Source organism: Sphingobacterium sp. LZ7M1 (genome assembly GCF_024296865.1).
Classification (GTDB): domain Bacteria; phylum Bacteroidota; class Bacteroidia; order Sphingobacteriales; family Sphingobacteriaceae; genus Sphingobacterium.
Genome location: NZ_CP101134.1, coordinates 4,536,852 through 4,550,722 on the forward strand (window position 1 = coordinate 4,536,852; position 13,871 = coordinate 4,550,722).

The 13,871-nt window shown below is 41.3% G+C and carries 11 protein-coding genes and 1 tRNA gene; 9 read left to right on the plus strand and 3 right to left on the minus strand.

The genetic code is table 11. The features are described 5' to 3' along the window. Positions 1-130: 130 nt before the first annotated feature. Positions 131-3,466, minus strand: coding sequence for a DEAD/DEAH box helicase (locus NMK93_RS19435; RefSeq protein WP_254526777.1), 3,336 nt, complete (start codon positions 3,464-3,466; stop codon positions 131-133). A gap of 159 nt (positions 3,467-3,625) precedes the next feature. Here NMK93_RS19435 and NMK93_RS19440 point away from each other — a divergent pair, with 159 nt between their 5' ends. Beyond that, a complete protein-coding gene (locus tag NMK93_RS19440; RefSeq protein WP_254526776.1) occupies positions 3,626-4,615 on the plus strand; it encodes a hypothetical protein in 990 nt (329 codons plus the stop codon). A gap of 3 nt (positions 4,616-4,618) precedes the next feature. Next, positions 4,619-5,296, plus strand: coding sequence for a hypothetical protein (locus tag NMK93_RS19445; RefSeq protein WP_254526775.1), 678 nt, complete (start codon positions 4,619-4,621; stop codon positions 5,294-5,296). A gap of 35 nt (positions 5,297-5,331) precedes the next feature. Here NMK93_RS19445 and NMK93_RS19450 read toward each other — a convergent pair whose 3' ends face one another. Further along, positions 5,332-6,120, minus strand: coding sequence for an AraC family transcriptional regulator (locus NMK93_RS19450; protein ID WP_185218156.1), 789 nt, complete (start codon positions 6,118-6,120; stop codon positions 5,332-5,334). A gap of 82 nt (positions 6,121-6,202) precedes the next feature. Here NMK93_RS19450 and NMK93_RS19455 point away from each other — a divergent pair, with 82 nt between their 5' ends. Then, on the plus strand, positions 6,203-7,408 hold the full coding sequence (locus NMK93_RS19455) for an MFS transporter (RefSeq protein ID WP_254526774.1): 1,206 nt from the start codon (positions 6,203-6,205) through the stop codon (positions 7,406-7,408). A 41-nt stretch (positions 7,409-7,449) separates the two neighbouring features. Here NMK93_RS19455 and NMK93_RS19460 read toward each other — a convergent pair. Next, positions 7,450-7,521 (minus strand) — tRNA-Arg (locus NMK93_RS19460). A gap of 302 nt (positions 7,522-7,823) precedes the next feature. Here NMK93_RS19460 and NMK93_RS19465 point away from each other — a divergent pair. The 6 genes from NMK93_RS19465 to NMK93_RS19490 all read left to right on the plus strand — a co-directional run bounded on the left by NMK93_RS19465 (position 7,824) and on the right by NMK93_RS19490 (position 13,845). After that, positions 7,824-8,456, plus strand: coding sequence for a peroxiredoxin (locus tag NMK93_RS19465; RefSeq protein ID WP_185218618.1), 633 nt, complete (start codon positions 7,824-7,826; stop codon positions 8,454-8,456). 71 nt (positions 8,457-8,527) lie between these two features. After that, a complete protein-coding gene (locus NMK93_RS19470; RefSeq protein WP_185212720.1) occupies positions 8,528-8,842 on the plus strand; it encodes a co-chaperone YbbN in 315 nt (104 codons plus the stop codon). Beyond that, a complete protein-coding gene (locus NMK93_RS19475) occupies positions 8,823-9,080 on the plus strand; it encodes a hypothetical protein (protein ID WP_099369797.1) in 258 nt (85 codons plus the stop codon). The genes NMK93_RS19470 and NMK93_RS19475 overlap by 20 nt, the downstream gene beginning before the upstream one ends. Positions 9,081-9,379: 299 nt before the next feature. Next, positions 9,380-11,818 (plus strand): PIG-L family deacetylase, encoded by a 2,439-nt coding sequence (locus NMK93_RS19480; RefSeq protein WP_254526773.1) that lies wholly within the window; start codon positions 9,380-9,382, stop codon positions 11,816-11,818. 8 nt (positions 11,819-11,826) lie between these two features. Next, positions 11,827-12,024 (plus strand): hypothetical protein, encoded by a 198-nt coding sequence (locus tag NMK93_RS19485; protein ID WP_185212722.1) that lies wholly within the window; start codon positions 11,827-11,829, stop codon positions 12,022-12,024. Between the two features lie 105 nt (positions 12,025-12,129). Continuing rightward, positions 12,130-13,845, plus strand: coding sequence for a sodium:solute symporter (locus tag NMK93_RS19490; RefSeq protein WP_254526772.1), 1,716 nt, complete (start codon positions 12,130-12,132; stop codon positions 13,843-13,845). Positions 13,846-13,871 lie beyond the last annotated feature (26 nt).

A 13,871-nucleotide genomic window follows, 5' to 3' on the forward strand; every position in this document is an offset into this window, starting at 1 on the left:
AATCAGCTAGCGTAGTTAATTATTATCAACTAAATTATTGAAATTAAGGGAAATGTACAAAATAATTGAATCGAAGGAAAATTTATTCCAAAGGATTTATTATCAATTAATTGATAATCAAGCCTGCCTATTAAAGAATATCCAAAATGTCGCCTTTGCTGAGAGAGCTGAAGAAGGCGTTTTCTGATTGTATCAAATCTTGGGCAAGTTGGCTTTTCCGTTTCTGAAGCTTCAGGATCTTTTCCTCTATGGTATTAGAACAGATCAGTCGTACGGCCACCACATGTTTGGTCTGTCCAATCCTATAGGAACGGTCGATTGCCTGATTTTCGGCAGCAGGATTCCACCAGGGGTCAATAAGGTAGACATAATCTGCTTCTGTAAGGTTCAAGCCTACCCCACCGGCCTTTAGACTGATCAGAAAGACACGGACTTCCTCATTGTTCTGGAAGTTATGGACCTTCTTGCCCCTATCCTTGCTCTGTCCCGTCAAGTATTCAAAGGGGATATTCCTTTTTTCCAATTCGGGCCTGATGATATCCAGCATTTCCACAAATTGTGAAAAGACCAAGATCTTGTGCTCCTTGGACTTGTTTTCAATCTGCTCCAATAGGATTTCAACCTTTACGGCATTTTCTGCGGAGTGCCCCTTTTTCAATAATACTGGAGAATTGCAGATCTGCCTCAGCTTGGTAAGCCCTGTAAGGACATGCATGCTGTTTTTCTTGATATCCTCATCCTCATTGGCCGATATAAATTCGCGCAGTTCTGTCTCGTAAGCCTCATAGATCTTCCGCTGTTCATCATTCATTTCACAGTAGATGAGCATTTCCGTCTTCTCCGGAAGCTCCTTAGCCACCTGCTTCTTTGTTCGGCGAAGGATAAAGGGCTTCACCTTTTCCTGCAGCTCTATCGCCCTTTTGGTATACTGGAATTGGTCGATAGGAATAGCATAGGTGTCCTTGAAAAATTGCTTGCTGCCCAATAAGCCTGGGCTAGCAAAGGAGAGCTGCCCATAGAGATCAAATGTATTGTTCTCGATTGGCGTTCCAGTCAGCACGATCCTGTTCCTTGCCTGCAACAGCCGGGCTGCTTTATATCTTTCAGAATTCGGGTTCTTGATTGCCTGGGATTCATCCAGGAATATATAATTGAACTTGAAGTTCTTCAGGAACCTGATATCTGAAAGCAACATCCCGTAGGTCGTGAGGACCACATCATGGTTTTCAAAGTGGTCGACATCCTTAACTCGGTCTGGTCCATAATGCTTTATTACTTGCAGCGAAGGTGCAAATTTTGCTATTTCATCCTCCCAATTGAAAAGAAGCGATGTAGGAACCACAATCAGGTTGGTTTTTTGCCCATGCTTTTCTTTTTGGGAAAGGATAAAGGCAAGGATCTGTATGGTTTTTCCCAATCCCATATCATCTGCCAAGCAACCTCCAAAGTTGTAAGTATCAAGAAAATTGAGCCAGTTAAGGCCCTCTTGTTGGTATTCCCTTAATTCGGCCTTCAGGTCTTTCGGGGTTGTGACCGGAGTGATCTTCAGTTCAGATGAAAAGTCGCTTTTTAACAATTCGATTTCATGCTGCACTTCCTTGCTCATGATCTCTTTGTCAAACAGATCGGAAACCTCAGAGTAGTTAATCTTCGGTATGGTAATCATTTCCTGGTCTATTTCTCCGATCTGGAAAAAGGCTGCAATTCGCTCGATCCATTCCTCTGGAAGCAATCCCAGACTGCCATCATCAAGCTGTACATACTTGCCTTTGTTGCGTATGGTCCGGTGGATCTGCCTCAGGGCTGCCTGTTGGTTTCCAAATCCGACCTTCAACTTGGCATTGAACCAGTCCAAGCCGCTGATAATCTCTATCGAGATTTTGGCTTTATGCGAATTGACCCTATTGTTCTTGATTTCACTGAAGCCTAAAATGGAAATATCCTCCTCACGCCACTCATCAAAGACCTCAATAAACCAATCGTCATCCAAGAACTTATCTTTATGCAGATAGAAATAATTCCTTTCCACGACCTGGCTTTCGAAATCCGGATGCTTTTCCATAATACTGGAAACTAATTTATCCTCTTCTACATAATCCCTTTCGAGCTGAAATACATTGCCGTTTTGATCGGTATCAAAAAGCTGTTTTTTAGAGGTTGTAGGTACTTCTATTTCCCCATATTTCATGACTGGCACTATGGAAATGTAATTGCCTTCCTGTTCGAGATAGATGAGCTTCTGTTGCTCATAGCTCTTCTCCTTCAACTGTGCAGGGGTCGCCTGCTTGATGTAGCTGTAATTGACGTGAAGGATGTGCTCTAATGGCGAAAGGATATCCTGGAAGAACTCCTCATACTTGTTTGCATGAAGGACCAGGATTTCATTATTGGCCTTGAAAAATTTGATGACCCGCAATAGGTCTGGATTGTCGATAAAATAGAGGGTCTTGCGATAATAAAGCAGATAATCGTTGCGGATGTTCAGCTCTTTGAATCCTAATATGTTGTCCTTGAATAGCAATTCACCTGTAATTTCATAGAAAGGCTCTTTTTTAAGGACCGTTAGCCTGATTTCAGCTTGCAGCTGTTCAAACTTTACTAAGGCTAGGGATTTGGGAGAAAGTGATTCGGATACTTTGCTGTCATGGATGTAAAAGTCTAAACCCAAAGGGTTCTTTATGATCTGTTTTAAGGGTTCGGCATCCAGATCAAGTTCATCATCGTTGTATTTATTCTGAAAGCTATGGATCGCTGTATAAAACTTCAGTAGTTCTGGCTCATTGGTCTTCCAAACTTGGGCCATAGGATCCATCGTCTCAATAGGATTTTTGATCTTTCCGGCCTTAGTCTGATCTGATTTCATCAATTGAAAGTTCAATTGGCTATAATACCGGTGTTTGTCAATCAGGATAAAGGGTTTCTTTGTTAAAATATCCTGAGCTGTGGTTTTTAGTTTGACTTGTTTTGGACTTAGACCCTTTGCCATGGCCTGTTTGTCATAGGGCAACAAACCCTGGATCTTAGGCTCTACCGACAGTTTTCCATCCACATAGTGCAGATCAAAGTAGCGGTCTAGATCGGGCTCATTATCTAAGCCATAAGGCTTTGCATATTGTTTCAATGTTTTTTCCCGAAGTTCGGCATCAAAGAAAACCCGGTATTCTTCCTTTTCCAAGATGGCATGTATGACCTCTCCCTGATGCTCACACATCTTCTTGGAATAGTTTCCACAGGAACAACTTGTTACAATCCGATCCGACATCTGAACCACGGATACCCTTGGGTATTCAAGTCCAACAGCAGCCTTTGTAAAGACTCCACAGTTTAATTCTATGCTGACGGGATATATGTTCCTGTAATCCTTGCTGTCCATAAAGCTTGCCCGCTCGACATGCTTGAGTATTTCAAATACGGAAAGCTTGCTGAAATTGTAGGCTGGAAGAATATGTTCTTTATCTATTCCCATGGAAGCGGATTGAATGCGGAAGTAAGAATACGAAAATTTGATCTTTTTGAGATTGCTTTGTTGATATTAATTGCCAAAAGATTCAACAAAATTAAAAATCTATAGAATAATAACATTTGTTTTAATTCATGGATTAATTTTATTTATATTGTGTTTAAAATGAGTAGCTTAAACCACAGACCAAATCCTGCTAAGACTTTCAATGTAGTCTTAGGATTATCCTTTGGGACCATCTTCTTATTATTGATGGCCATCGGCCTTCCGATCCTAATCCATTCACAACAAGGCGATTGGAAATACGATTTAGATAAATCTCCAGCAACCGCTTTCTTTTATTTAGGATTGGGCCTACTCCTCTGGCTTACCGTAATCTATCTGTTTTTTAAGAGATCCCTTTCCAACCTATTAAAAGCTAAAAGAGATTATAAAGACCTAATAAAAGAGGGTAAAAGAATTAAAGGCAAAATAGTCGAGCAAAGGATCTTGCAGCAAACTGCCGATGGAGAAAGCAAAATGATCAAGATCTCCTTTGTGAACCTAGTAAAATCAGAGTTGACATTTAGTTTACCGTTTGTCGATACCAAGCCTGAAATGAACCGTTACCAAGTAGGAAAAGATATTGGATTGTTGGTCAGCACGGATCCAAAAAAACCAAGGATAATGTTGGAAGACGCAAAGGTAAAAATCGACAAAAGCATGTTGATCTACGCTTACTCCGTACTTGCCGTTTTGATATTGACGCCCATAGGGCTATTGATTTATGGAATGCTTTATGAGAGCCAAGATGCTGGATGGCGCTATCTGTCCTTTGGGCATCCCTTTATTCTCTCGCCATTACTGGCATTGATCTATCTCGGGGTTTTCTCTTTTATCAATTCTTTTTTGCCTAAATCTACTAATTCGGATCGTTTACTTCTCTATGGAAAACCCGCTATCGCGACCATTGTGTCGACTCAAGAAACGAACCTTTCAGTCAATGAAAAGCCTCAAATAATGGTTACAATAGAGTTTCAGGACAAGGGAAAAACCATTGTAGCTTCTTTTAAGAAGTTGTACGGCCTCCTGGACATTTCCGGAATTGCTGTTGGGAACCAAATAAATATCTTATACGATGCGGAAGACCCGCAATCCATTGAAGTTGTCGATTAATCTATGAAAAGGACTTTTTATCATATTATATCCTGCATTGCAATCCTTGCATTGTTTTCTTCCTGTAAGCAGATCAAGAAAAGTTTTGAGGACACCATGAAACCTCGCCAACAAAAGGAAGCAAGTGACCATTCCATGGAAAGGACAAGCAGTTCTTCTTCGGTAACAATTGATGTCACAGCCCCTGATGAAAAAAAGGAGCATAGCGTATATGCAAGTGCTGAAGAATTGGACAAGATCCAGGCAGATCTGATGAACCTGCCGAAGTTCAAAGGAAAAAAGATCATGATGCACCAGGACCTATATTTCTTTGATTTCCAAGGTGGCCGAATCAGCATCAAGATACAAGATCCCGATAAGCCCGAAAACATCGATACCTATACCTACTCAAAGGGGATGTGGTTGGATCCTACTCCTGTAAAGATTTCAGGAAACATAAAGATGGTCGATCTTTTGTACCCATTGGATAAAGTTAAGTTTTCTACCGTAAAGAAAATCCACGATACCTTGATTGAAGAAGCCAAGGATATTGAGGGCGGTACCCCTTCAGACCATATCTATTTTGTCCACATGAAGGTTGCCAATATGGATGTGACGCATTGGTATTCTTCCATCTCTGGAGCTAGAAAAGATGTTTACCTCTACTTTGACGTGGATGGTAATTTGACCGAGAGAAGGTAGAAGGCCTTTTCTCTCTGCACCCCCATATGAAAGGATCATTGCTTAAGCTTAGGTCCTTCCTTCATTAAACTGGAATAGGAAAGGCTGAAAGCAGATAAACTTTGATACCCTACTTTATAGGCAATCTCCGTCAGGGTATATTTCCTGGTATCGAGAAGTTCGATACTCTTTAATATCCGCACTAACTGCAAATATTTCTGCAATGTAATACCTGTTTCTTTCTTAAAGACCCTTTGCAGGGTCCTGACCGATAGGTTTGCCATTTCCGCCAAGGCATGGATATCAAAACTGAACTTATAGTTGCTATTGATGTAATTACATAGCGGGATCAACCTTTCATCAGAAGGAACTGGGATTTCTAGGGCCATGCTCTCTTCGCAAAAGTTAGGCAGGCTGTATAATAAAGCTTTCAAAAAGAGCTTTTGTTCCATGTCGATATCAAGTACCCTATTCCATTTTGATGCATATAGCAACATTTCCTTTAACACTGCTGGCGCTGGAAAAACATGGGTCTTCCTGAAAAAATCCCCTTTTGGAACCTCCTTAAAAAGAACTGACATCAAATTCACCGAACTTGACTCCGTGGTTGTTTTATGAGGTTTTGCGCTGGGAATCCAGATGATATGGTTTTGGGGAACTAAATAGATCTTTTTGTCAATATGGAAATACTGATACCCCTCAGTCACATAGTTTAACTGAAAACTGAGGTGCTGATGCTCTTTATCATCATGTTTCCATTGCGCATCATACCATACATAGGTATCAGCACTGATATTATCTACGTATTCCCCGATCTGTTTATCCGGATGACCTAGCTTTTCCATGTCGTTGTATATGTAGTAAATGGCAAAGTTAATAAAAACGACAAGCTTATCTTTGTGGCCAAGATCAGATACAAGTAAAATCATGGACGAAAAAATGCAACAAAATCATACGACAAGGAATTCATGGTTGGGAATATTGCTCATCATTTGGGTAGGCAGCAACCTTAGATCGCCTATAACTGCCGTAGGTCCCATCTTGGATGAAATCAAATCGGCAATGGATCTGGATAATATTCAGGCCAGCTTTCTGACCTCCATTCCGCTCATCGTATTTGCATCTTGTTCTATTTTGGTGAGTAAAGCCACTGAAAAACTAAATATCCGGCATGGCCTGATCTATTCCTTAGCGATCTTGATTTTAGGATTGTATTTAAGGGTAGCAGGGAGTGTCACAACCCTTTATTTGGGCTCAGTTTTAATAGGTTTAGGAATATGCGTGGGTAATGTTTTGACTCCTGCCTATATCAAGAATGAGTTCCCTGCAAAGATCGGGCTAATGACCGGTATCTTTTCGGTTTCCATGAACTTGGTGGCAGCCCTGGCTTCAGGCTTTAGTATTTCCATCGGAGAATGGACCGGTGCCGGCTGGAAAGGATCCCTGTCGGTCTGGATCGTTGTCGCGGTCATAGCTTTATTGATTGTAATTGCTGAATTATTTTGGGGCAAAAAACCAGTAAACCGGCAAGTAAATACCTCGGAAAACATAAAGTTCAATATATTCCGTTCCAAACAAGCTTGGAACATAAGCCTATTTATGGGCTTGCAATCTTTAGTTTATTATTGCCTGGTCGCTTTTCTACCGACCGTACTGATGGAATATGGAATGAGCAAATCCGCTGCAGGCTGGGTGTTTTCCATCCTTCAGTTGGCGATGCTGCCCGTTATGCTCATCAGTCCAATTGTTGCCAGTAAGATGAAAGATCCTAAATCGATGATCTATTTAATCGGAGTTCTCTACTCTGCCGGTATACTCATGCTGTTGTTACTGAAGGATCAATACATCTATTTTACGGCCATACTATTAGGGGTAGCAGGAGGCCTGGCATTTAGTTTAGCTATTTTGTTTCTGTCCTCAAGGAGCAAAACCATGGTCGGCACCATAAAGATTTCAGGGAAGGCACAGTCTATTGGCTACCTGATTGCAGCCTTTGGCCCACCCCTGTTTGGCAAGTTGCACGATTATGCCCTCTCTTGGTCCTATTCATTTTATTTCCTGTTATTGGTGATTGTACTGATGACGGTGTTTGGTAGAAGGTCGGCCAGGCCAAGGTTTGTGGAAGAGCATTAAGCTGGATAGCAAAAAAGCAACTCAATGAGTTGCTTTTTTTGTAGCCCCGAGCAGAATCGAACTGCTATCAAATGTTTAGGAAACATCTATTCTATCCGTTGAACTACAGGGCCGTGCTGCAAAACTAATATTTTATGGACTTAGAGCAAATTTTATTTTCAACTGATTGTATTTAGGTCTATTAAAAATATACTTAACTGTCAAACCTACCTTTCTGCCCATCAAAATATTTTTCCCTGCCCAGCCGATCAAATAATCCCCTGACAATCAAAAAGAAGGCTATTTGTGATATAAATCATTCTTATATGTGATACTGGTTTTAAATAGATAAAACCGATAGTTAATAAGTATTATCGATTATTTTTAGGCGTTAAAAAGTGTATCTTTGTACTACAAAAAAGAAAAGAAAATTATTATGAGTTTTACAGGTAAAAATTTCCCGAACATTACAGTAGATGCAATTGACTATTTAGGCGACAATTTCACTTTGAATTTGTTCGAAAAAGCACAACAAGAGAACAAGAAGATCTTATTATTTTGGTATCCAAAAGACTTCACTTTCGTTTGTCCTACAGAGTTACACGCATTCCAAGAGGCTGTTGCTGAATTCGAGAAAAGAAACACTATCGTAATCGGTGCATCATGTGACTCTGCAGAGGTTCACTTTGCATGGTTGAACACTGCAAAAGACAACGGCGGTATCGAAGGTGTTGAATACCCGATCATTGCTGATACTAACCGCAACCTATCTAGCGTATTAGGTATCTTAGAAATGAAAGAGGTTGAACACCCTGAATACGGAACTCTAGTTGAAGGTTCTGCGGTATCTTACCGTGCTACTTACTTGATCGATGAGACTGGTAAAGTATTCCACGAGTCAGTAAATGATATGCCTCTAGGCCGTAATGTAAAAGAATACATCCGTTTGATCGATGCTTATACGCACGTTCAGAAACACGGTGAAGTGTGCCCAGCAAACTGGGAAGAAGGTAAAGAAGCGATGAACGCTACACGTGATGGCGTTGCTTCATACTTGTCACACAATTAATATTCCCCCATACTGAAAGAGGAGGGACAACCTCCTCTTATTTTTTCAGATCAACTCTTAAATCAAAAATCATGTTAGAAGAATTAAGCTCAGACAATCTACAAGAGGTCATCGACAGCAATGATACGGTGATGGTTCAATATGCTGCTTCTTGGTGTGGTAACTGCCGCATTATGAAGCCTAAGTTCAAAAAATTAGCAGGAGAAAACGACAACGTGAAATTTGTAATCGTAGATGCAGAAAAGTTCCCAGAATCAAGGAAACTTGCTAATGTAAACAACTTACCAACTTTCGCTGCTTTTAAAGGCGGAAAGTTGATCAATCAAGTACAAACAAATAAAATCGAAGGATTAACAGAACTATTAAATGAAGTTACCAATAATTAAACATCTTACGGAATTTATAGCCGAAAACGACGCAGACTTCGTATTGGAAACAATCGAAACCTTGGAATCGTTGACCGAAGTCTCTCAATTGAAAGACGAAGAGCTAGATGTAATTGGTGAATTGATCTCCAATATGTACGGCGCCATCGAGGTCAACAAATTGGTTCAAGAAGGAATGCCACAAAAAGAAGCCCTGAACACCTTTATGAAGCGTGTTTTAGGCTCCATTGACAAGTAATTCGCATAAACAATCATAAGGTCAAGCTATTGACCACATTTTTCTTTTCCACAAAAGCCTGTGCATAACTGTGTTTTTGTGGAAAAGTTTTTTATAAATACCGCGACTAATCAAATTGATTTATATTACTTTTATATTTATTAAAGGTTAGACCAAAATAAAGCGCATCATCCTGCTAAAAATTAAACCAACGGAATTAATACCAAGGTTTAAAGTCGAAGATTTTTAATTGTTGGTAAAAGGAATCAAATTATTTTGATTCCTTTTATTTTTTTACACGAATCTTATTACTTTTAAGGATGATTCACAGATTCTTAGGCCTAATCTTCCTATTCCTATCATCTTTTTCGGTTGCTTTTGCACAGCAGAGCAATTCGGCTTCCTTAATTAAGCTCAAGATCGATAAACTTGGAACACTAGGTACCGCGCTTTATTTCGCGGCCCACCCAGATGATGAAAACACCAGGCTCATTGCCTATTTAGCCAATGACCGCAAATATAGAACTGCATATCTTTCCCTGACCCGTGGTGACGGCGGACAAAACTTGCTAGGGACAGAACAAGGAATTGAACTTGGTCTGATCCGTACTCAGGAATTATTGGCTGCCCGCGCTATCGACAAAGGGGAACAATACTTCAGTGCGGCCTACGATTTTGGCTTTTCCAAAACGCATGAAGAAACGTTCAGCTTCTGGAAAAAGGAGGATATCCTCCGCGAAGCGGTCTATATGATCCGTAAGCTCCAACCGGATGTGATCATAAACCGCTTTCCACCGGATAGCCGTGGCGGCCATGGACATCACCAGGCTTCTGCCATCCTGGCCAAGGAGGCCTACGAAGCAGCAGCAGATCCCAACAGCTTTCCCGAACAGCTGAAAGAACTGAAACCATGGAAAGCCAAGCGTATTGTCTGGAATACCGCCAATTTTGGAGGCATGAACAATACATCGGATGAGCAACTGAAAGTCGTTCTGAATGACTACAACCCTTTATTGGGCTATTCATATGGTGAAATATCTGCCATGAGCAGATCCCAGCACAAAAGCCAAGGTTTTGGTGCTGCCTCCAACCGAGGTAAAACAACCGAGTATTTTGACCATGTCGCTGGCGAAAAAGCAACAAAAGACCTATTTGAAGGCATCAACACAAGTTGGGAGCGCCTAGGCGAACCCGTGAAGAACATCGAGACCAAGATCCAATCTATACAGAGCGCTTTTAATATCAACCATCCTGAAAAATCAATCCAGGAATTGGTAGCCCTGCATCAATTGGTTAATGCATTGAAGCCTTCTGTATACAGGGATCAGAAAATCAAGGATATTGAAGACATTATCCTATCCTCTGCCGGCATAGTTGCAGAATCCATTGCCTCCAAGCCGAATTTTGTGGTTAATCAAGCTTTTTCTGTAAACAATGAAATCATCAAGAGAGCCGCAGATGTAGCGGTAAAATTGATTTCCATTGATGGCAAACGGATAGAAGAAACTCTTCCTGCCAATGAAACCAAAAAATACGCTTCTGAAAAGAAGGTTGACCATTGGACACAGCCCTATTGGTTAGAAAAGCCAAACTCATTAGGCAAGTTTGACATAGAAGACCGTAATTTTGGAAACCCTGAAAACACAAATAATCCGCAGACTAAGTTTGTAATCGAGGTTGATGGCTTGGCCATAAACGTTGACAAGCCCGTGGAATACCGATATGTAGATCCCGTACAAGGCGAAATCTATCAGCCAGTCTCCATATCACCAGTCCTTACCGCGGCGATCAGCTCATCACAAGCCCTGCTGCAAACGGGTGATAAGAAAACCATTAGTTTAACCATCAGCAACAACAGTGAGCAGCCCCAAAAAGCGGAATTAAGCTTTAAGCAGTCTGATGGCTTAAATATTGTTCCTAACAAGGCATCCATTGACATCCCTGAACATGGTCTGGTCGTTAAGACATTCGAGATCTCTAATCCCAAAAATACAGCTAGCAGTGAGGTCCAGCCCCTACTGAATGGTGAGCTAATCTATGGTTTCAAAAAAATTGCCTACCAGCATATTCCAGATATCACCTGGTTTCCGGCAATCAACCTAAAAGTTAAAGCGCTGGAAATTAACAATCCATTGAAAAAAATTGGCTATATTCATGGTGCGGGGGATCTGGTTCCCCTAGCATTGGAAAACATTGGCATTCAGGTCGACCTATTGAACAGTGATCTGCTTGCCAGCACTAACTTAAAACAATACGATGCTATCATAGTGGGAATTAGGGCCTATAACGTTAGTCCGAATACCAATCAATGGTTGCCGATCCTATTGGATTATGCAGAACAGGGCGGAACGGTCTTGGCACAATATAACGTGAATTCCAGGATGAGTACCAATAAATTGGGTCCCTATCCATTTGAAATCAATCGCGAAAGGGTAACCGAAGAGGATGCAAAAGTAACCTTTACGGATCCAAATGACCCCATCCTGAATTATCCCAACAAAATTACAGACAAGGATTTTGAAGGTTGGGTACAGGAACGAGGTCTTTATTTTGCAACCAATATATCCCCAGAATACCGCACTCCTTTGAGTATGGCAGACAAAAACGAAGAGCAAAACAAGGGGTCCCTATTGGTAGCGAATTATGGAAAAGGGAAGTTTGTCTATGCACCTTTGGCCTTTTTCAGACAATTGCCGGCAGGAGTTCCCGGAGCTACTAGATTATTTGTAAATTTGCTGGCTAAGAACGAAAAAAATTAATAAATATAATGGAAAATCAAATCGAAAACTCTAACGAAATCAACGTAAAAGGCATCATCTTATTAGTAGGTACTATCTTAGGTGCACTTACTGCTTGGGTTGCAAGTGGTACATTTTTATCCTTAATTGCTGGACTTATCGGTGGTTTTATTTTTGCAATCATCTTCATTTCCGCTTTATTGCCACAAAAATCGCATGACAGATAAAGGACTACCGCCATTCGTACGAAGCTGGAGACAATTCTATTGGATTATTGTCATCTGGTTAGTCGTTTGCATAGTTCTAATGTATATTTTTACTAGATATTTTGGATGAGTAGTATCGATTGGATAGTACTCATCCTTACCTTGCTTTCCATAGTGGTCTATGGGATTTACAAAAGCAAGAACGTCAAAACCATTGACGGCTATATCCTCAGTGACCGCTCCTTACCTTGGTACACCGTAGGACTCTCCGTAATGGCAACCCAGGCCAGTGCCATTACCTTCCTCTCCGCGCCTGGACTTGCTTACTCTTCTGGAATGAGCTTCGCCCAGTTCTACTTTGGACTGCCTTTGGCCATGATTGTCCTCTGTATCACCTTCGTCCCGATCTTCCATAAACTCAAGGTCTATACGGCCTACGAATTCTTGGAAAAAAGATTTGACATCAAGACCCGGGTCCTGACCGCATCCCTTTTCCTTATCCAGAGAGGGATCTCTACAGGTATCACCATCTTCGCTCCGGCCATTATCCTCTCCACCATCCTGAATATCGACTTGGTGATGACCACCATCGGCATCGGTACTTTAGTGGTAATATACACGGTATACGGCGGCACAAAAGCGGTATCATACACTCAGCTCTTACAGATGTCCATCATATTCGCCGGCCTGCTATTGGCGGGAGTCTTGGTGGTCCATCTTCTGCCTGAGGACATAGGATTTAAAGAAGCCCTACACATTGCCGGAAAGTCCGGAAAAGCAAATGCCATTGACTTTAAGTTTGACCTGGACAATCAGTATACCGTCTGGACCGGATTGATCGGTGGTTTCTTTTTGCAGCTATCTTACTTCGGAACTGATCAGAGCCAGGTGGGACGTTATTTGACAGGATCATCGGTAAAAGAGAGCAGATTGGGATTGCTGATGAATGGATTGCTTAAAGTGCCTATGCAGTTCTGTATCCTCTTGATCGGTATCTTGGTCTTTGCGTATTATCAGTACCATACCCCACCCCTATTCTTTAATGAGCAAGTCATTGAAAAACTGGAAAACAGCTCCCATAAACAGGAGTATGAGGATATCAAGCAAAGACATGAACAGTTAAGCCAGGAAAAAACCGTTTATATCAATCAGCTGACCAGTGCATTGAAGGAAAAGCAAGATGATAAAATCGACGATGCCAGGATCAACCTACAACAATTCAATGAAAAAGACCAGGGATTGAGAACCGAATTGGTGGACCTGATCAAGAAAAACGATCCAAATGCGGACACCAATGACACGAACTATATCTTTCTAAGGTTTGTTACCGATACTTTCCCTAAAGGCTTGATAGGCCTATTGATCGCCATTATCTTCCTAGCTTCCATGGGAGCAACGGCCAGTGCCATCAATTCACTTTCTTCAACAACAGTGATCGATATCTATAGACGCTTCGTAAAACGGGATGCCAACGATGCCCATTATTTAAAGGCTTCGCGTATCAGCACCTTATTCTGGGGGATTTTTACCATTGGGATAGCCCTTTACTCCAGTCAATTGGGAAACCTCTTGGAAGCCGTTAATATTTTAGGCTCCCTTTTCTATGGAACCATCCTTGGAATATTCCTAGTGGCTTTTTATATCAGAAGAATCGGTGGAAAAGCAGTTTTTTGGTCTGCTGTAATAACCGAGGTTATCGTTATTGGGATCTGGCAGATGAACGTTGTCGCCTTTCTGTGGTTGAATCTGATCGGTTGTGTACTACTGATCCTCATTGGACTTATCCTGCAGTACTTCATGGGCAGTACTCCGAAAAAGGATATCGAACCTACTCAGGTATAATGCCGTAAACCAGCAATTTTCATTTA